This window comes from Lentzea flava, from assembly GCF_014648475.1.
In the GTDB taxonomy this organism is placed as follows: domain Bacteria; phylum Actinomycetota; class Actinomycetes; order Mycobacteriales; family Pseudonocardiaceae; genus Lentzea; species Lentzea flava.
In genome coordinates this window covers 57,337-76,117 of record NZ_BMRE01000021.1, presented here as the reverse complement: position 1 = coordinate 76,117, position 18,781 = coordinate 57,337, and the positions used below count along the sequence as shown (strand labels likewise).

The 18,781-nt window shown below is 69.2% G+C and carries 19 protein-coding genes; 11 read left to right on the top strand and 8 right to left on the bottom strand.

Going from position 1 to position 18,781, the window contains the following annotated elements:
- Nucleotides 1-3 precede the first annotated feature (3 nt).
- Nucleotides 4-1,527 (top strand): serine hydrolase domain-containing protein, encoded by a 1,524-nt coding sequence (locus IEZ09_RS23710; protein ID WP_189255935.1) that lies wholly within the window; start codon nt 4-6, stop codon nt 1,525-1,527.
- Here the strand turns inward: IEZ09_RS23710 and pdxR are convergent.
- Nucleotides 1,510-2,847, bottom strand: a complete 1,338-nt coding sequence (gene pdxR / locus IEZ09_RS23705) for a MocR-like pyridoxine biosynthesis transcription factor PdxR (protein WP_229812877.1) — start codon at nt 2,845-2,847, stop codon at nt 1,510-1,512. The genes IEZ09_RS23710 and pdxR overlap by 18 nt on opposite strands.
- A gap of 50 nt (nt 2,848-2,897) precedes the next feature.
- Between pdxR and IEZ09_RS23700 the strand changes: the two genes are divergently transcribed.
- From IEZ09_RS23700 to IEZ09_RS23690, 3 genes are all read left to right on the top strand, one after another.
- Entirely contained in the window at nt 2,898-3,344 is a 447-nt protein-coding gene (locus IEZ09_RS23700; protein WP_189255934.1) for a carboxymuconolactone decarboxylase family protein, read from the top strand.
- Between the two features lie 106 nt (nt 3,345-3,450).
- The gene (locus IEZ09_RS23695) at nt 3,451-4,371 is read left to right on the top strand and encodes a MurR/RpiR family transcriptional regulator (protein ID WP_189255933.1); all 921 of its coding nucleotides are present in this window, start codon (nt 3,451-3,453) and stop codon (nt 4,369-4,371) included.
- Nucleotides 4,368-5,279, top strand: coding sequence for an N-acetylmuramic acid 6-phosphate etherase (locus IEZ09_RS23690; RefSeq protein ID WP_189255932.1), 912 nt, complete (start codon nt 4,368-4,370; stop codon nt 5,277-5,279). Before IEZ09_RS23695 ends, IEZ09_RS23690 begins: the two co-directional genes overlap by 4 nt.
- Here the strand turns inward: IEZ09_RS23690 and IEZ09_RS23685 are convergent.
- Nucleotides 5,268-5,708 (bottom strand): Lrp/AsnC family transcriptional regulator, encoded by a 441-nt coding sequence (locus IEZ09_RS23685; protein ID WP_229812876.1) that lies wholly within the window; start codon nt 5,706-5,708, stop codon nt 5,268-5,270. The two genes, IEZ09_RS23690 and IEZ09_RS23685, sit on opposite strands and share 12 nt — an antisense overlap.
- Before the next feature lie 106 nt (nt 5,709-5,814).
- Here IEZ09_RS23685 and IEZ09_RS23680 point away from each other — a divergent pair, with 106 nt between their 5' ends.
- A complete protein-coding gene (locus IEZ09_RS23680) occupies nt 5,815-6,630 on the top strand; it encodes a tryptophan 2,3-dioxygenase (RefSeq protein WP_189255931.1) in 816 nt (271 codons plus the stop codon).
- Nucleotides 6,627-7,727, top strand: a complete 1,101-nt coding sequence (gene kynU, locus IEZ09_RS23675) for a kynureninase (RefSeq protein WP_229812875.1) — start codon at nt 6,627-6,629, stop codon at nt 7,725-7,727. The genes IEZ09_RS23680 and kynU overlap by 4 nt, the downstream gene beginning before the upstream one ends.
- On the opposite strand, the gene IEZ09_RS23670 is transcribed toward kynU, so the two are convergent.
- Complete coding sequence (locus tag IEZ09_RS23670) at nt 7,717-8,445, bottom strand: oxidoreductase (RefSeq protein ID WP_189255929.1); 729 nt, start codon at nt 8,443-8,445, stop codon at nt 7,717-7,719. The genes kynU and IEZ09_RS23670 overlap by 11 nt on opposite strands.
- A 259-nt stretch (nt 8,446-8,704) precedes the next feature.
- Here IEZ09_RS23670 and acs point away from each other — a divergent pair, with 259 nt between their 5' ends.
- The 4 genes from acs to IEZ09_RS23650 all read left to right on the top strand — a co-directional run bounded on the left by acs (nt 8,705) and on the right by IEZ09_RS23650 (nt 13,330).
- The gene (gene acs / locus IEZ09_RS23665; protein WP_189255928.1) at nt 8,705-10,687 is read left to right on the top strand and encodes an acetate--CoA ligase; all 1,983 of its coding nucleotides are present in this window, start codon (nt 8,705-8,707) and stop codon (nt 10,685-10,687) included.
- Nucleotides 10,688-10,812: 125 nt separating this feature from the next.
- Nucleotides 10,813-11,979: a Na+/H+ antiporter NhaA gene (gene nhaA / locus IEZ09_RS23660; protein ID WP_189255927.1), complete on the top strand. Its 1,167-nt coding sequence runs from the start codon at nt 10,813-10,815 to the stop codon at nt 11,977-11,979.
- Entirely contained in the window at nt 11,976-12,416 is a 441-nt protein-coding gene (locus IEZ09_RS23655; RefSeq protein WP_229812874.1) for a phage holin family protein, read from the top strand. Before nhaA ends, IEZ09_RS23655 begins: the two co-directional genes overlap by 4 nt.
- Nucleotides 12,413-13,330 carry an alpha/beta fold hydrolase gene (locus IEZ09_RS23650; RefSeq protein ID WP_189255994.1) on the top strand — a complete coding sequence of 306 codons (918 nt, stop codon included), beginning with the start codon at nt 12,413-12,415 and terminating at the stop codon, nt 13,328-13,330. Before IEZ09_RS23655 ends, IEZ09_RS23650 begins: the two co-directional genes overlap by 4 nt.
- On the opposite strand, the gene IEZ09_RS23645 is transcribed toward IEZ09_RS23650, so the two are convergent.
- Nucleotides 13,302-14,786 carry an FAD-dependent oxidoreductase gene (locus IEZ09_RS23645; RefSeq protein WP_189255926.1) on the bottom strand — a complete coding sequence of 495 codons (1,485 nt, stop codon included), beginning with the start codon at nt 14,784-14,786 and terminating at the stop codon, nt 13,302-13,304. The two genes, IEZ09_RS23650 and IEZ09_RS23645, sit on opposite strands and share 29 nt — an antisense overlap.
- A gap of 71 nt (nt 14,787-14,857) precedes the next feature.
- Between IEZ09_RS23645 and IEZ09_RS23640 the strand changes: the two genes are divergently transcribed.
- Nucleotides 14,858-15,571: a TetR/AcrR family transcriptional regulator gene (locus tag IEZ09_RS23640; RefSeq protein ID WP_189255925.1), complete on the top strand. Its 714-nt coding sequence runs from the start codon at nt 14,858-14,860 to the stop codon at nt 15,569-15,571.
- Here IEZ09_RS23640 and IEZ09_RS23635 read toward each other — a convergent pair.
- Genes IEZ09_RS23635 through nth form a run of 4 tightly spaced genes read right to left on the bottom strand, consistent with a single transcriptional unit; the run spans nt 15,534 to nt 18,660 of the window.
- A complete protein-coding gene (locus IEZ09_RS23635) occupies nt 15,534-16,721 on the bottom strand; it encodes a MarP family serine protease (protein ID WP_189255924.1) in 1,188 nt (395 codons plus the stop codon). The genes IEZ09_RS23640 and IEZ09_RS23635 overlap by 38 nt on opposite strands.
- A gap of 15 nt (nt 16,722-16,736) precedes the next feature.
- Nucleotides 16,737-17,396, bottom strand: a complete 660-nt coding sequence (locus IEZ09_RS23630) for an NUDIX hydrolase (RefSeq protein ID WP_189255923.1) — start codon at nt 17,394-17,396, stop codon at nt 16,737-16,739.
- Nucleotides 17,393-17,956, bottom strand: a complete 564-nt coding sequence (locus IEZ09_RS23625; RefSeq protein WP_189255922.1) for a TlpA family protein disulfide reductase — start codon at nt 17,954-17,956, stop codon at nt 17,393-17,395. Before IEZ09_RS23625 ends, IEZ09_RS23630 begins: the two co-directional genes overlap by 4 nt.
- The gene (gene nth, locus IEZ09_RS23620) at nt 17,953-18,660 is read right to left on the bottom strand and encodes an endonuclease III (RefSeq protein ID WP_229812886.1); all 708 of its coding nucleotides are present in this window, start codon (nt 18,658-18,660) and stop codon (nt 17,953-17,955) included. Before nth ends, IEZ09_RS23625 begins: the two co-directional genes overlap by 4 nt.
- Nucleotides 18,661-18,781 lie beyond the last annotated feature (121 nt).

Genomic DNA, 18,781 nt, shown 5'->3' with positions numbered 1-18,781 from the left:
GCCATGCTCATCCCCGCACTGGCCGTCGCCGTCGTGACGGCCGCGGTCCCCGGCCACTTCGACCAGCCCCAGGACGGTTTCGCGCACCCCTGGACGACCCTGCGCGAGTCCAACCCGTACTGGGCGAACCTCGACCCGGAGCCGATCAACGCGGCCCTGCGCCAGCTCCGCGACTTCACCAAGCCCCAGGCCAACGGCAAACCGCTCTTCGCCGGTGCCGTCACCATGTACGTGCACGACGGCAAGATCGTCACGCACGACCGCCTCGGATACGCCGTCCTCTACTCCGACCAGCAAACCCAGCTGCCGGAAGAAGAACGCGTCCCGATGCAGAAGGACACGATCTTCGACTTCGCCTCGATCTCCAAGCTCTTCACGTCGATCGCCGTGATCCAGCAGGTAGAGAACAACAAGATCGACATCGACGAGAAGGTCGCCAGCTACCTGCCCGAGTTCGGCGTGAACGGCAAGGAGAACATCACCGTCAAGCAGCTCCTCACCCACACGAGCGGCCTCGAACCGTTCATCCCGTTGTGGAAGCTGTACCCGGACGTCCCGTCGCGCATCAAAGCCGTGATGGACGTGAAGCCGAAGTCGACGCCCGGCACCACCTACGTGTACTCCGACCTCAACCTGATCACGCTCGGCGAGCTCGTCCACAGGGTGAGCGGGAAGCGCCTCGACGAGGCCGTGCGCGACGGCATCACCAAGCCGCTCGGCATGAAGGACACCGGCTACAACCCGAAGGCCAAGAGCCGCACCGCGGCAACGGAGTTCCAGTCCGCACCACCACGCGGCATGGTCCGCGGCGAGGTGCACGACGAGAACGCGTGGTCCCTCGGAGGAGTCGCCGGCCACGCGGGCGTGTTCGGCACGGCCAGGGACCTCGCCGTCCTCGGCCAGACGATCCTCAACGGCGGCACCTACCAGGGCCGCCGGATCCTCTCCGAGCGCTCCGTCGAGCTGATGCTCACGAACTTCAACCAGCAGTTCCCTGACAACGCCCACGGGCTCGGCTTCGAGCTGGACCAGCGCTGGTACATGGGCGCGTTGAGCAGCAAGGGCACCGCGGGTCACACCGGCTACACCGGCACGTCGTTCGTCATCGACAGGGCCTCGCGGTCGATCGCGATCCTGCTGTCCAACCGCGTGCACCCGTCCCGCGACTGGGGCAGCGTGAACCCCGCCCGCCGGGTCGTCGCCGACGGTCTGGCCAACGCGCTCGCGGTCAAGTCGCACGGAAAGCAGTGGCGCGCAACGACCTCCGGCGGCACTCTCACCGCCGAACGCCCGGTCGAGGTCTTCGTCGACGTCGACAAGGGCGACAAGCTGACCATCCAGCACTGGGACGGCACGCAGTGGCAGGACGTCCGCACGATCACCACCACTGAACGCCGATGGGTCGCCACCGAACCGAAGAAGTCCCGGTTCATCTACACCAAGGCAGGTCAGTACAACGGCCGTGGCGTCTACGTGCACGCACGCGGCGACGTCACGGCCGAGGGCTGGTCACCGGCACGCCGCTAGCACCTCGGTGAACGCGGGGAGCGCTCGTGGAAACGCGGGCGCCCCGAAGCTCACCACGATCCCCGTGCGGTCGTCGTCGCTGAGTTCGTGCCGGAACGCCGAGAGCGGGCTGATCTCGATCCCACGTTCGCGCGCCGCCCGCACGATGGCGGTTTCGTGTGGGGTGTCGAGCACGGCGTGCATTCCTGCCGCGATGCCGGAGATCTCCGCGTACGGCGAGACAGCTTCCACGAGCCGGTCGCGCCGTCGTTGGTACTTCAACCGCATCCGCCGCACGTGGCTGTCATACGCACCGCACGCGAGGAAGTCCGCCAACGTCAGCTGGTCGAGCATGCTGATGTACTGCTCGCGATCGGTCTTCAACGCGAGGATCGGGTCGACGAACCGGTCCGGCAGCACCATCCACGCGATCCGCAACGCCGGGGACAACGCCTTGCTCGACGTGCCCAGATACGCCACGTGCTCCGGGTCCAGGCCCTGCACCGCTCCGACGGGCTGCCGGTCGTAGCGGAACTCACCGTCGTAGTCGTCTTCCAGCACAAGGCCGCCCACGCGCCGTGCCCACTCCACCGCCGACGCGCGCCGCCGTGGGTGCAGAGGACCGCCCAACGGGAACTGGTGCGCCGGTGTCAGCACGCAGGCACGTCGGTCATCGGGCAACTGTTCGGTGTTCGCGCCGTGGTCGTCCACGGGCAACGGCACGGTGGACTTCCACAACGACCGGTGGAAGCCCAGCCCGTACTCCTCGACGACGATCGGCGGCTTCAGGAGCCGGTTGAACATCCGGATGGCGTCCGCGAAGCCGGAACACACCACGATCCGCTCGGGATCGGCCCGCACGCCACGCGCCCGCGCCAGGTACTCGGCCAGCGCCGTCCGCAGCTCGATCCGTCCCTGCGGATCGCCCGGTCCGAACGCCTCCGACGGCGCCGCCATCAACGCCCGTCGCGTCGAGCGGACCCACTCCGTCCGCGGGAACTCGGTGATGTCCGGCGTCGACACCGTGAGGTCGAATCGCACGTCCGAGCCGGGCAGCTGGCGCTTCACCGGCGGCGGAGGCGCCACCCGTTGCGCGACAACGGTTCCAGAGCCCTGTCGCGCGGTCAGCCAGCCCTCGGCGACCAGTTCCGCGTACGCCTCGGCGACGGTGTTCCGCGCGATCCCGAGATCGGCGGCCAACGACCGCGAGGCTGGCAACCGGGTACCGGGAGGCAGACGCGCCGAACGGACCGCTTCCCGCAGCGACGCCGTCAACCGGTGCCGCAGCCCACCCGGACCGGACAGGTCGAGGTGGAAGTCAAGATTGGCCCACGATTCCACGATCGAATTGCACCACGTCCAGGGCCAATCAGCGCCATAGGTTTGTTGCCATGACGAACCGCATCGACCTCGCCAAGAAGGCCCCGAAGGTCTACCGCGCCATGATCGCCCTCGACGCCGCCGCCAGCGAGGGCATCGACCCGCAGCTGGCCGAGCTGGTCAAGATCCGCGCCTCCCAGCTGAACCACTGCGCCTACTGCCTCAACATGCACACGGTCGACGCACGAAAGGGTGGCGAGACCGAGGCGCGCATCTACCTGCTCAACGCGTGGCAGGAGGCGGGCGACCTGTACACCGAGAAGGAGCAGGCCGCACTGCTGCTGACCGAGGCCATCACGGTTCTGAGCAGCCACGAGTACGTCAGCGACGAGGTCTACGAGCGGGCCGCGAAGCACTTCGACTCCGAGGAGCTGGCCCAGCTCATCTCGCTGATCTTCACCATCAACTCGTGGAACCGGATCGCCGTGTCCACGCGAAAGGCGCCCGACGTTCGGTGACATGCCACGCCGGATTCGCCCTCATCGGGTGACTTTCGGACACACTTGGGGTGAGTTGACCGTACACTCCGTTGACCCTCGCAGTGGCGGTTAGTAAGTTTCCCACGTGTCCACTGAGAGCAGTGCCGAGTCCAGTCCGCTGGTGAAGATCCGGTCGTTGCTGCCGGGTCTCGCGCGCGCCGAGCAGCGCGTCGCGAAGGTGGTGCTGGAGAACCCGGCGTCGGTCGCGCACCGCAGCATCACCGAGGTCGCCGAGCAGGCGGGCACGAGTGAGACGACGGTGACGCGGTTCTGCAAGGCCATCGGCGTCGGCGGGTACCCGGAGCTGCGCATCGCGCTCGCCGCCGACACCGCCCGCACCGCCGCCCGTGCCAACCCGGACATGGGCGGCGACATCGGGCCGGGCGACGACCTGCGCCAGGTCGTCGGCAAGGTCGCGTTCGCCGACGCCCGCGCCGTCGAGGAGACCGCCGAGCAGCTCGACATCGAGTCACTCGATCGTGTGGTTCAGGCCGTGGCGGGCGCCCGCCGCGTCGACGTCTACGGCTTCGGCGCCTCCGCGTTCGTCGCGTTCGACCTGCAGCAGAAGCTGCACCGCATCGGCCGCACCTGCTTCGCGTGGAACGACACGCACATCGCGCTGACCTCCGCCGCCGTGCTGACCGGCGAGGACGTCGCCGTCGGCATCTCGCACACCGGCTCGACGGTGGAGACCGTCGAAGCCCTGCGCGTGGCCAAGGAGGCGGGCGCCACGACCGTCGCGCTGACGAACTTCCCGCGCTCTCCGATCACCGAGGTCGCCGACCTGGTGCTGACCACGGCCGCGCGCGAGACCACGTTCCGCTCCGGCGCCATGGCGAGCCGCATCGCCCAGCTCACCGTGATCGACTGTCTGTTCATCGGCGTCGCCCAGCACCACGTGGACACGGCGAAGACGGCGCTGGAGGCGACCTACGAAGCGGTGTCCGGCCACCGGCTCGGTGCGAGACCAGACGGCCGCCGGCGGCCTCGGGAGACGACTAAATGATCTCCCCCCGGAACGGTGTGGTGGTGCGCGTGGAATCTCCGACCGAGCAGCGGAACCCTCGCACGACGGACATCGACCGGGTCCCCACGATCGACGTGCTGCGGATGATCAACGACGAGGACCGCACGGTCCCGTCCGCCGTCGCCGAGGCACTGCCGGAGCTGGCCCGCGCGGTCGACCTCGGCGTCACCGCGATCATGTCGGGCGGCCGCGTCCACTACGTCGGCGCGGGCACTTCGGGACGTCTGGCGACGCTGGACGCCGCCGAGCTCGTCCCGACGTTCAACGCCCCCGCCGACTGGTTCGTCGCCCACCACGCCGGCGGCTCCGAGGCCCTCGTCCGCGCGGTCGAGGAGGTCGAGGACCACTCCGGCGCCGCGCAGATCCGCCGCTCGGCCACCGCGAAAGACGTGGTCGTCGGCATCACGGCGTCAGGGCGCACGCCGTTCGTGATCGGCGCGCTGGAAGAGGCGCAAGCGCTTGGCGCCCAGACGGTGCTGGTGTCGAACAACGCGTCGGTGCCGTTCACACCGGACGTCCTGGTCGCGCTGAACACGGGCCCGGAAGCCATCGCCGGCTCGACCAGGATGAAGGCGGGCTCGGCGCAGAAGCTGGTGCTGACGTCGTTCTCGACCGCGGTGATGATCAAACTCGGCCGCACCTACTCGAACCTGATGGTCAGCATGCGGGCGACCAACGCCAAGCTGCGCGGCCGGACGATCCAGATCCTGCAAGAAGCCACCGGCCTGCCCGCGGGCGACTGCGAACAGGCGCTGGCGGACGCGTCCGGCGATCTCAAGGTGGCGCTGGTGCATCTGCTGTCGGGCGTGCCGACCGAACGCGCGGCCGCCGCACTGGCGGACACGAAGGGGCACGTCCGCAACGCGCTGGACCGGCTAGCCGGGTAGGACGGGACGCCACGGGATGGGCGTCGACAGCACCATCGCGCTGGACGTCTCGCCGTGGCTCGCCAGACGGACCAGGAGGCGTTCCAGCTCCTGGATGGACGTGGTGACGACCTTCACCACCGAGCAGATCTCCCCCGTCAGCCGCACGACCTCGACGACCTCCGGCACGTCGTCGAGCAGTTCGGGATGCACGGTGATGCACCTCGGGCCGTAGCACTTCATGCGCACCAACGCGACGACCGGGCGGCCGACGACGGTGGGGTCGACCACGGCGCGGTAGCCGGTGATCGCGCCCATGTTCTCCAGGCGGCGGACCCGTTGGGCGACCGTCGGCGGTGAGACGTGCACGCGGCGTGCGAGCTCGTTGTACGACAGGCGCGCGTCCTCTTGGAGGGCCTCCAACAGGGCCTTGTCCACCTCGTCCAACATGAACGCAAAGCTACCCCGCGTTCCGTTTTGCGTTTGAAAGAAGTTCGGGCCGAACGCCTTTCGTCATCCATTCAGGTGAGCGGCCGTTCCGGCGAGGATTGGAGGCATGAGCTGCCCCGTGTCCCCCAAGCTGGATTTCGGCGGCACCACGCCGTACGAGGACTACGTGCACGCGTCGGTGCTGCACACCCTTCAACAGCAGTGGTCCAAAGATCCGCGTGAGATGTCGTTCCTGGTCATCACGCAGGTGATGGAGCTGTACTTCGGCCTGCTCTGCTTCGAGTGGCGGCAGGCCCAGACCGAACTCCGCGCCGACGACCTCCGCGCGGCCGTCCGCACGCTGCGCAGGTCCGATCTGCACCTGCAGGCGCTCTCCGCGGCGTGGCGGCCGATCGCGCGCATGACGCCGACCGAGTTCAACTCGTTCCGCGACGCGCTCGGCGAGGGCTCCGGCTTCCAGTCGGGCATGTACCGCGAGATGGAGTTCCTGCTCGGCGAGAAGTCCGCGTCGATGCTCGTGCCGCACCGGGCGGTGCCGGCGATGCACGCGCAGCTGGAGAAGTCGCTGAGCGAGCCGTCGCTCTACGACGACGTGCTGGCCGCGTTGAAGCGCCGCGGTTTCGACATTCCGCAGAGCGTCCTCGACCGCGACCTGACGAAGGCCTATGAGCCGTCGCCCGAGGTCGAGCAGGTGTGGGCGCAGATCTACCGCGGCGACGACCGCGACCTGCTGGAGCTGGGCGAGGCGCTGACCGACATCGCGGAGGAGTTCGCGCGCTGGCGCTACGACCACCTGCTCGCGACCCGGCGGTCGATGGGCGCGAAGGTTGGCACCGGTGGGTCGGCTGGTGTTGCCTGGCTGGAGAAGCGCACCCAACGGTCGGTGTTCCCCGAGCTGTGGACCGCCAGGAGCTACGTGTGAAGCGTGAGCTGTTCGACATCCCCGAAGGCGTCATCTACCTCGACGGCAACTCGCTCGGCGCACCGCCGAAGCACGTCGCCGAGCGGATGCAGGAGGTCGTCAAGCACCAGTGGGGCACGCGGCTGATCCGCTCGTGGTCCGAGGGCTGGTGGGAGGCGCCGCAACGGATCGGCGACCGGATCGGCAGGCTGATCGGAGCCGCACCCGGACAGGTCGTCGTCGGCGACTCGACGTCGGTCAACGTCTTCAAGGCGTTGATGGGAGCGGTGAAGGGCACCGACCGCACCGAGATCGTGTGCGACGAGTCGACGTTCCCGACCGACGGCTACATCGCGCAGTCCGCGGCCTCGTTGGCGGGGCTGAAGATCCGGGCGGCGCATCCGTCCTCTTTGGACCTCACCGACGAAACGGCCGTGGTGCTGCTCAACCACGTCGACTACCGGACCGGCGCGCTCAACGACATGAGGGCGCTCACCGAGCAGGCACACGAGATCGGCGCGCAGGTGGTCTGGGACCTCTGCCACAGCGCGGGCGTGCTGCCGATCGAGCTGGACGCGCTGAACGTCGACTTCGCGATCGGGTGCACCTACAAGTTCCTCAACGGCGGCCCCGGCTCGCCCGCGTACATCTACGTGCCGCACGAGAAGCAGGCGGGTTTCGACAACCCGCTCTCCGGCTGGAACGGCCACCGCGAGCCGTTCGCCATGCAGCCGAGTTACGAACCGGACCCCGGCATCGTCCGGGCGCGGGTCGGCACACCGGACATCCTGTCGATGCTGGCGCTCGACGCCGCGCTGGACGTGTGGGACGACGTGGACCTCGCCGAGCTGCGGCAGCGCGGTCTCGCGCTGACCGCGTTGTTCCGCGAGCACGTCCGGAAACTGACCTCGTTGGAGATCATCACCCCCGAGGCTCGCGGCAACCAGATCTCGGTGCGCTGCCCGGACGCCAAGGCCGTGATGGACGAACTGATCGCCCGCGGGGTCATCGGCGACCACCGGCCGCCGGACATCCTCAGGTTCGGGTTCGCGCCGCTCTACGTGACCGACGAGGACGCGATCACCGCCGCCGAGGTCCTGGCAGAGATCACCCGGTGAGTGCGGCGTCCGCGATGCTGCGAGCCTCGCGAGCGCCCGCCTCCAAGGCAGAGCACACGAACAGGATCCACTGAGCGAGGCCCTCCAGCGTCCCAGAGGCGAACGCCACGGACGCGGCCTCGTACTCAGCCGACCGGCGCAGGCACGCCACCTCCGGCACGCCGAGGCCCTTGGGGTCGAGGCCGGTGGAGATCGACGTCAGCCGGGCGGCCGCCCGCGCCACCACACCGTTGGCGACCTCGAACGGTGCCAGGCCGAGCAGTTCGCCGTGCACGACCGCGACGAGCACCGGCGCGGGCACGGACGTACCACCGGTGACGAGCGACGCGAGCAGGTCGAGCCGCTGCGACACGTCCTCGGACACCCGCGGCCGGCCGACGTCGGACGCCAGGTCGGCGGCGGCCAGGACGTGCAGGCGGGCGAGGGCCTGCAACGGCGCGCGCTGCCACGTGCCGACGAGACCGCCCAGCGCCTCGGCGACCCGCAACGACCCGGCCAGCACCGGATCGGAGACCTCACCGGACGTCGGGATCTCGGTCGGTCCGCCCTCCAGAGCCGCCGACGCACGGGCGGCGCGCACGGACGCCTCGGCCGCGGTCGTGGCCCAGCCGCGCAAGTTCACCCGATGGCGGTGCACCTGGAAGACGGCGTCCTTGGCCGCGTTGGCGGCGTCGGCCACACCGGGCAACGAAAGCAGCGGAGCAAGCGGATCGGTCACGGTCGCGCAGAGTACCTGACCAGGTGAAACGCGTGATCCAGCTCACTGCCCAGACCGTTGAGCGCGCAACTTCGCCCGTTCAACGCGCCGCACGTGCTTCAACCAGACAAAACGGGTTACACAGTGACAGCCGTGTAACCAACCTCCCAAGATTGGTCTGAACCTTTTGAGGGAGGAGCCTGTTGGAAGTGAACTGGCTCGCACTACGGTCAGTACCCGCATCCCCAACGGGTCTGGATTTTCCAGGAGGTCTCGCACCATGACGCAGTCGCCAGGCCAGGGCCAAGCCCTGGACAACCTGCTGACGGAGAGCAGGACGTTCCCGCCCTCCGACGAGTTCGCGGCACAGGCGAACGCGAAGCCCGAGCTGTACGAGGAGGCGAAGGCCGACCGCGAGGCGTTCTGGGCGAAGCAGGCGGAGCGGCTGCACTGGGACACCAAGTGGACGCAGGTGCTGGACTGGTCGGACGCGCCGTTCGCCAAGTGGTTCGTGGGCGGCAAGCTCAACGTCGCCTACAACTGCGTCGACCGGCACGTCGAGTCCGGCCACGGTGAGCAGGTCGCGATCCACTGGGAGGGCGAGCCCGGCGACTCCCGCGCCATCACCTACGCCGAGCTGCAGCGCGAGGTCTCCAAGGCCGCGAACGCGTTGGCGTCGCTGGGAATCGGCGCCGAGGACCGCGTCGCGATCTACATGCCGATGATCCCCGAGGCGATCTTCGCCATGCTCGCGTGCGCCCGTCTCGGCGCGATGCACAGCGTCGTGTTCGGCGGCTTCTCCGCGGAGGCGCTGCGCACCCGCATCGAGGACTCCGAGTGCAAGCTCGTCATCACGACCGACGGCCAGTACCGCCGCGGCAACCCGGCCCCGCTCAAGCCCGCCGTGGACGAGGCCGTCGCCGGCGCGCCGTCCGTGGAGAAGGTGCTCGTCGTCAAGCGCACGAACACCGAGGTCGCGTGGACCGACAAGGAGGTGTGGTGGCACGAGCTGGTCGACTCGCAGTCCGACCAGCACACGCCGGAGGCGTTCGACTCGGAGCACCCGCTCTTCATCCTCTACACCTCGGGCACCACGGGTAAGCCGAAGGGCATCCTGCACACGTCCGGCGGCTACCTCACGCAGGCGTCGTACACGCACTACAACGTGTTCGACCTCAAGCCGGACACCGACGTCTACTGGTGCACCGCGGACATCGGCTGGGTCACCGGCCACAGCTACATCGTCTACGGCCCGCTGTCGAACCGCGTGACGCAGGTCGTCTACGAAGGCACGCCGAACACCCCGCACGAGGGCCGCCACTGGGAGATCGTGCAGAAGTACGGCGTCTCGATCTACTACACGGCGCCGACGCTGATCCGCACGTTCATGAAGTGGGGCGCGGACATCCCGGCGAAGTACGACCTGTCCTCGCTGCGCGTGCTGGGCTCGGTCGGCGAGCCGATCAACCCCGAGGCGTGGATCTGGTACCGCGAGAACGTCGGCGGTGGCAAGGCCCCGATCGTCGACACGTGGTGGCAGACCGAGACCGGCGCGATCATGATCTCGCCGCTGCCCGGTGTCGTGTCGACCAAGCCCGGCTCCGCGCAGCGCCCGCTGCCCGGCATCGGCGCGAAGGTCGTCAACGACGAGGGCGTCGAGGTTCCGCACGGTGGCGGTGGCTACCTGGTGCTCGACGAGCCGTGGCCGTCGATGCTGCGCGGCATCTGGGGCGACGAGGAGCGCTACAAGGAGACGTACTGGTCGCGGTTCGCCGAGCAGGGCTTCTACTTCGCCGGTGACGGCGCGAAGTACGACGACGACGGCGACATCTGGCTGCTCGGCCGCGTCGACGACGTGATGAACGTGTCCGGCCACCGCATCTCCACGACCGAGGTCGAGTCCGCGCTGGTCTCGCACCCGACCGTGGCGGAGGCGGCTGTCGTCGGTGCGTCCGACGCGACCACGGGCCAGGGCATCGTGGCGTTCGTGATCCTGCGCGGTGGCGCGGGCGACGAGGCCGGCGGCGCCGAGGCGATCAAGGCGCTGCGCGACCACGTGGCCAAGGAGATCGGCCCGATCGCGAAGCCGCGGCAGATCATGGTCGTGCCAGAGCTGCCGAAGACGCGCTCGGGCAAGATCATGCGCCGCCTGCTGCGCGACGTCGCGGAGAACCGCGCGGTCGGCGACGTGACGACGCTGGCCGACTCGTCGGTGATGGACCTGATCTCCGCCGGTCTGCAGTCGGGCAAGTCCGAGGACTGATCAGCGCAAACGTGACGGGCGTCCTCCGTGGAGGGCGCCCGTTCGCGTTAAGATCGCATCAGGGTGAGCCGGGAAGTCTGGTCGGCGCGAGGATTCGTGTACCCGCTGACCGCCCTGGGAGCCCTGTGTCGCGCAAGAAGGCAGTTGTCGCCGAGTTCGCCCGCTACCTGCGCACGGAAACCGTGGGTGGCACCGTGCTGCTCGGGGCGACGGCCATAGCGCTCATCTGGGCCAACTCGCCGTTGTCCCCTTCCTACTTCGGCCTGCGGGATCTCCACGCCGGACCGTTGTCCGTGGGTGAGTGGGCCACGGACGGACTGCTCGCCCTCTTCTTCTTCGTAGCCGGGCTCGAGCTCAAGCGCGAGCTCGTCGTCGGTGAGCTGTCGGAGTTCAAGGCGGCGATCCTGCCGGTGGTCGCGGCGATCGGCGGGATGATCGCGCCCGCGTTGATCGCGCTGACGGTCGGCTGGGGACAGCCGGGCATCGAGAAGGCCTGGGCGATTCCGGTGGCGACGGACATCGCGTTCGCGCTGGGCGTGCTGGCCCTGACGGCGTCCGGGCTGCCGTCGAGCCTGCGGGTCTTCCTGCTCTCGCTGGCCGTGGTGGACGACCTGGGCGCGATCGTCGTGATCGCGGTCCTGTTCACGACGAAGTTCAACCTGCTCGCGGCGGGCGCGGTCGTGCTGCTGCTGGCGCTGTACTGGTTCCTGCAGCACAAGAGGATCACCTCGCCGTTGCTCTACGTGCCGATCGCGTTGGCCGTGTGGTGGTTCATGCACGAGTCGGGCATCCACGCCACGATCGCGGGTGTCGCGCTGGCGTTGCTCACGCGGGTGAAGCGCGACCCGTACGAGCAGGAGGCGCCGGCGGTCCGGCTCGAACACCTGCTGCAGCCGTGGTCGGCCGGTGTGGCCGTGCCGGTGTTCGCGCTGTTCGCGGCGGGTGTGCCGGTGGGCGCGGAGGCGTTCGGGAAGCTCTTCGCCGACAAGATCGCCATCGGCGTGATCGTCGGGCTCGTGGTCGGCAAGGTGATCGGGATCGTCGGCGCCTCGGCACTCGCGGTGTGGTTCAAGGCGGCGGTGTGGCCGTCCGGCGCGGGGCCGAGGGACATCATCGCGGTGGCGGTGCTGGGCGGGGTCGGGTTCACGGTCAGCCTGCTGATCGCGGAGCTCGCACTCGATCACGCCGAGACCGCCAAGGCGGCTGTGCTGCTCGCCTCGATGATCTCCTCACTGCTCGCCGCGGTGTTGCTCATTCGCCGCAGCCGGGCGCATGGCACCATGTCCGGGTGACCACCAGGGAGCACATCGCGTCGATTCCGCTGACCGCAGACGACCCGACGGCCGAGGCCTCGATCGGCGGTCTCGTCCGTGACGCGACCACGCACATGTCGACTCTGGTCAGAGCAGAGTTCGAGCTCGCGAAGGGCGAGGTCACCGCTGAGGTCAAGAAGGGCCTCAAGAGCGGCGTCTACTTCATCGTCGCGCTGACGGTGCTCTGCTTCAGCCTGTTCTTCTTCTTCATGTTCCTCGGCTACGGGTTCTCCGAATGGTTCGGCTGGCCCACCTGGGGTGGTTTCCTCCTGGACTTCGGGGTCATGTTCCTGACCGCCGCGCTCTTCGCCGTTCTCGGCGTCCGCAAGGTGAGGAAGATCCGGGCGCCGCAGAAGTCGATCGCGGCCGCGAAGGACACGGTCGCGGCCCTCACGCGCAGGGGCGACGACAACTGAGCCGCAAACCCGACCCGTCGGTGGTGCGGGTCGCGGGTCCGTGGACGCACCGCGACGTCTCGGCCAACGGCATCCGCCTGCACGTCGCCGAACTCGGCGAGGGCCCTCTCGTGCTGCTCCTGCACGGGTTCCCCGAGTTCTGGTGGTCGTGGCGGCACCAGCTGACCGCGCTCGCCGAGGCCGGGTACCGCGCGGTGGCCGTCGACCTGCGCGGCTACGGCGACTCGGACAAACCACCCCGCGGCTACGACGGCTTCACGCTCGCGGGTGACATCGCGGGCCTGATCAAGGCGCTCGGCGCCCAGCGCGCACACCTGGTGGGTCACGCGTGGGGCGGCGCGACGGCGTGGACGGTCGGCGCCATCCACCCTCGCCTGGTGTCGTCGATCTCGGTGCTCGCCGCACCGCATCCGCTGGCGCTGCGCAGGGCGTTCCGCAGGCATCCCCGCGTGAACTCCCACGTGCTGCGCTTCCAGCTGCCGATCTACCCCGAACGCTGGCTGACCGGCGAGAACGCGCTGCAGGTGGCCAAGCTGCTGTCGGCCTGGTCGGGCCCGAAGTGGCGGTCGGCACCGGAGTTCGACGAGGTCATCCGCCGCTGCCGGCAGGCGATGATGGTGCCGGGCGTGGCCCACAGCGCGATGGAGTACTACCGCTGGGCGGTGCGCTCGCAGCTGCGCAGCGACGGCCGCCGGTTCGCCGAGGCCGTCGACAAGCCGATGCGGGTGCCGGTGCTGCAGATCCACGGCGCGCTGGACCCGATCACGCTGGAGTCCTCCGCCCGCGAGTCGCGGCGGTGGCTCGGCGCGGGGTCGGAGTTCCGCTGCCTGCCGGAGGCAGGGCACTTCCCGAACCAGGAAGCGCCCCACACCACCAGCAGGTTGATCACCGAGTTCCTGCGGAAGCTGTCCTGAACGCGGCCTCCAGGGCCGTGGCCGGGTCGTCCGGCAGATCGACCGAGCGCCAGGCGATGTAGCCGTCCGGCCGCACCAGCGAAGCGCCCTTTTCGGACAGTCCGAACGCGTCCAGCTGGTCGATCCGCTCGTACCGGACACCCGCTCGGTGTGCTGCCTCCTCCCACTGCGGGTGGTCCGCGACGAGCACCCAGCCGCGTTGGAACAGATCCAATGTGGACTTTCCCGGCTCGATCCACACGTGCGGTGCTCGCGTGCCGGGCTGGCCGTTCCACTGCTCGGGGCGCTGGGCAGGAGGCAGCTCAGGGCCTGCGCCGAGCACCGCGCCGGAGCGGTAGAGGACGCCGTAGTGCATCGCGTTGTTGTCGTACAGCGTCGCGTCCTCGGGCTCGCGATCGCGGTTGTGGCCGTCGTTGCGCGCGAAGATCTGCTGGTGGCACAGCGACGCGACGGGGCGGCGTTCCGCGTCGTAGGTGTCCAACAAGGACGGTCGGGACTCGCCGTTCAGCACTGCCGCGAGCTTCCACGCGAGGTTGTGCGCGTCCTCGATGCCGACGTTCGCCCCGAACCCGCCGCGGCTCGGCGGCAACGTGTGCGCGGCGTCGCCCGCCAGGAAGATCCGGCCCTTCGAGAACTGGTCGGCGACGCCGGCCGTGATCGTCCAGCGGCCCGTCGTGATGATCTCGACGTCGAGGTCGTCACGGCCGATCGCCCGGAAGATCAGCTGCCGCAGCTCGGCCTCGGTGTACTCGCGGTCTTCGAGCATCAGCACCCAGCGGCCGTCGCCGTACGTGGTCAGGAACCCGACGCCGTCGACGACGAACTGACCGATCCCGTCCTTCAGGTACTCCTCCAGCGGCGCGCGGAACAGCACGCTGCGCGAGGTGTGCATGTGGCCGCGCCCGGTACGGGTGATGCCGAGCGCCTCCCGGATCGGGCTGCGGTGGCCGTCCGCCGCGATCAAGTAGTCCGCCCGGATCTCGTACGGCTCGCCGTCGCCTTGGACGATCGCCGTGACGCCGTCGTCGTCCTGGGTGAACTCCAGCATCCGGGTGCTCATCCGGATGTCCGCGCCGAGCTCGCGGGCCTTGTCCCGCAGCACGGGCTCCATCCTGTCCTGGGCCAGTGCCACACCCTTGCTGGGCGAGTACTCGATCTCCGAGATCTCCTCCGGCGGCGTCCAGAACGTCTCCTCGAACCGCTTCCCGACCAGGCTCTCGACCCGCACCCGCCGGACGCCGAAGCCCTTCGCCACCCTGCTCGGCGGCAGCCCGTCCTCCAGCCCCACCGCCCGCAGCAACTCGCCCGTCCTGGCCGTGAAGCCGACCGCCCGTGGATGCGGTGAGCTGCCCGGATGCTTTTCCACCAACGTCACGGGCACCCCGCGCCACGCCAGGAACAACGCGGCCGACGTCCCCGCCAGCCCCCCGCCAACGACCAACACCGAAGTCTTCACGACATCCCCTCTCGATACGGCGTATCGCTCAATACACTGTATCGCCACCAGACGCTGTATTGTCCAGCGCGATGACGAACGAACTGGTGTGGGACCGCCCGGAGCCGCCGAGCAGGCCGTCGCCGACCCCGTTGAGCAGGGCTTTGATCGTGCGCACCGCGATCGAGCTCGCCGACGCGGGCGGCCTCGACGAGGTGTCGTTGCGCAAGGTCGCGGCCGCGCTGAACGCGGGCCCGATGCGCCTCTACGGCTACATCGAGACCAAGGACGAGCTGCTCGACCTGATGGTCGACGAGGTCTACGGCGAGATCACGCCACCGGATCCGGCCGCGGACTGGCGGACCGGGTTGCGGCACATCGCCCACGAGATCCGGAACGCGACGAAGCGGCACGAGTGGTTGATCGACCTGATCGGCGGCAGGCCGAACCGGGGCCCGAACTCACTCGCGTTCATGGAGAGCACGCTCGCCACGGTCGGGTTCGAGAGCATCGACGAGGTGATGAGCGCGGTCGGCGCGGTGATGGCGTACGTCTACGGCGCCGTCCGCAACGAAATCACCGAGATCCGCGCGGAACGGTCGACCGGTCTGACCGAGGAACAGTGGCAGCGCGCGTCCGGCCCGTACATCGAGCGGATGCTCGCCACGGGCCGGTATCCGACGCTGGCCAGGTTCATCTACGACGGCAGTCACCCCGACCCCGCGCAGGTGTTCGACCGCGGCCTCGACTACGTGCTCGAAGGCATCGCTACGAGGCACAGCCCTGGGTCGAAGCGCGGCGGGTGAGCGACGGCGCCTTCTGCACCATCGACTGCACCTGCTGGGCCGTCAGCACGAAACCGGTCTCCGGGTCGTCGACGGCGGCGCCGAACACCACGCCCATCACGCGGCCGTTCGTGTCGACCAGCGGACCGCCCGAGTTGCCGGAGCGGACCTCGGCGCGAACCGTGTAGACGTCGCGGGTCACCGTCTGGGCGTCGTAGATGTCCGGGCCGCGCAGCAGCGGGATCCGCTCCCGCACACGGGCGGGAGAGGGCTTGTACGGGCCGTCCAGCGGATAGCCGAGCACGATGCCGTCCTCGCCGGGCTGCACCTCGTCGGAGCGGAACTGCAGCGGCGTCGCCTCGAGGTCCGGCACCGCGAGCACGGCGATGTCGGTCTTCGGGTCGTAGAGCACGACCGTCGCGTCGAACTGGCCGCGGCCGACCTCGACCGTCACCTCGTTCGTGCCGGCGACGACGTGCGCGTTGGTCATGACGCGTTCCGGCGCGATCACGAACCCGGTGCCCTCCAGGGCACGCGAGCACGACGGCGCGCGGCCGCGGACCTTCAGCACGGACGACTTCAGCTTGTTCGCCACCGGGGAGCTCGCGAGCTGGCCGTCCGGCGGCTCGACGTCCTTGAGCGGCGTGCGGTTGAACGGGTCCATCGCCTGCGGGAAGCCCGAGACGTCGAAGAGCTTCTGCAGGTCGCCGGACAGCACGCGGGCGGCCTGCGGCATGGCCTTGTCGACCTTGCCGAGGATCACCGACTGCTTGAGCGAGGACGTCAGGTCGGGCAGGCCCACGACCGAGGTCAGCGGGAGCGCGATCATCCACGCCACGACGAACACGACCAGGCCCTGCACGATCGCACCCAGGGCGTTGTCCGCGCCGCGCAACGGCGACGCGTTGACCCGCGCCTTGATCGTCCGGCCGATGTAGACGCCGATCGTCTCGCCGAGCGCGACGAGCAGCACGACGATGCCGACGGCGAACACGACCTTCGTGACGACGTTCTCGAACTGGGAGACGAGCAGCGGTGCGATCTGCGTGCCGAGGATCAGGCCGACGAGCACACCGACGAACGCGGGCAGCGCGACGACCATGCCCTGCCTGGCCCCGGAGACCGCGGCGATCGCGGCAAGGCCCAGCACGAGCAGGTCAACCCAGTTCAACCCAGAACCTCCGCCTCACTGTGTAGCGCGCAACGCTAGTTCAAGGTCACGCACATCGGTCGCATCCCACGGCTGTTCCCAGCCGCCGAGTGCGATCAGGCCGTTGATCAACCCCGCGGTGAAACCCCACACCAACATGCCCGGCGCGGAGAAGGCCGCTCCGACGTAGCCCGCAGGGTGACGCACTCGGAACCTGTTCGCAGGATCGGCGAGATGCGCGACCGGCACCCGCGCGACCGCGGCGGTCTCCGCCGGGTCGACAGGTGCGACGGGGCTCGGCTGTTCCCAGTAGGCGAGCACGGGCGTGACCACGAACCCGGACACCGGCACGTAGAGCTCCGGCAGCAGGGCGAGCGGTCTCACTCCTGACGCAAGTACACCGGTCTCCTCGTAAGCCTCGCGTAATGCCGTGGCGACGGGCCCGTCGTCGGTCGGGTCCGCTGCCCCGCCGGGGAACGCGACCTGGCCGGGGTGCGAGCCCAGCGTGTCCGCGCGACGCAGCAGCAACACGTCCGGACCGTGGCTCTCGTCCTCGCCGAACAGCATCAGCACCGCGGCCTTGCGCACACCGTCGGACGGAGCGCGCGGGACCCGCATGAACGTCCGTGCGTCGATCTCCTCGGTGGCCTTGGCCAGACGCTGCATCCAGTCGGGTGGCTGGGCTGCCTCCGTCATCGCACCGCCTTCTCCACCTGCTCGGGCGCCTTGAAGACCGGCGGGTCCGTGATCAGCCGGACCGAGCCGTCGGCGCCGACGAAGTACGTCGCCGGCAACGGAATCGGAGCCTTGACGCGCTTGCGCAGCTCGTCGGCACCGTCGTAGACCGAGGGCAGCCGCACGCCGAGCCGGGCGAGCAGCTCGAGGCCGTCGGCTTCCCTGCTGTCCACAAGAACTGGGACGACCGGGACGGCACCTGGTTGCTTCGCGTACGAGTCGAGCACGGGCAGCTCCTCCTGGCACGGCTGGCACCAGGTCGCCCAGAAGTTGATCAGGAGTGGCCCCTTCAGCGCGAGGGCCGTCCGGGTGCCGTCGCCGAGGCACGTCACGTCGACGCCGCCCTCGCCCGCCGGCGGGCACGCCCGCAGCTGGGCCTGCGCGCGCAACGCGGCCACGTCCTGCGTCGGACGGGTCGGCGTGGGGGGCGGTTCCGGTGCGCGGTCACGCGGCCACAGCGCCACGACGCCCGCCACGCCCAGGACGAGCACGAGGACCAGCCAGCGCGTGCGGTTGTTCACCCCACCAGCTTCTCACCGGCACGAACCCGCTCGGCGAGTTCGAGCAGGTGCGGCTTCTCGTCGCCCTTCACGAGCTTCGCCGCCTTGACCGGATCTTCTGGCCCGAGGCCGTACGACGGGCAGTCCTTCATCAGCAGGCAGGCCCCACACGCAGGCGTTTTGGCGTGGCAGACGCGGCGGCCGTGGAAGATGATCCAGTGCGAGGCCATCGTCCAGTCGCGCTTCTCGATGAGCGCGCCGACGGCGTGCTCGACCTTGACGGCGTCCTCCTCCGCGGTCCAGCCCCAGCGGCGGACGAGGCGGCCGAAGTGGGTGTCGACTGTGATGCCGGGCACATCGAAGGCGTTGCCGAGAACCACGTTGGCGGTCTTGCGTCCTACACCGGGGAGCTTGACCAGCTCCTCCAGCGTGCCCGGAACCACACCGTCGTGCTTCTCCACAAGAGCGGCACCGAGACCCATCAGAGACGTCGCCTTGTTCCGGTAGAAACCGGTCGGGCGGATCATCTCTTCGAGTTCGATCCGGTCGGCGCCGGCGTAGTCGGCGGCCGTCGGGTACTTCGCGAAGAGCGCGGGAGTGACCTCGTTGACCTTCTTGTCGGTGCACTGCGCGGACAGCACCACCGCCACGAGCAGCTCGAGCGGCGTGGTGAAGTCCAGCTCGCAGTGCGCGTCGGGGTATCCCTCGGCAAGCACGCGCACCATCCGGCGGGCCCTGCGGGTCAGGCCGAGCTTGGTTTCCGGTTTCTTGGTTGCGGGCACTGATTCAGCGTAGTCAACACGCCGGAACCACCCCCTAGACGCGTACTCGAATCCCACATGCGCC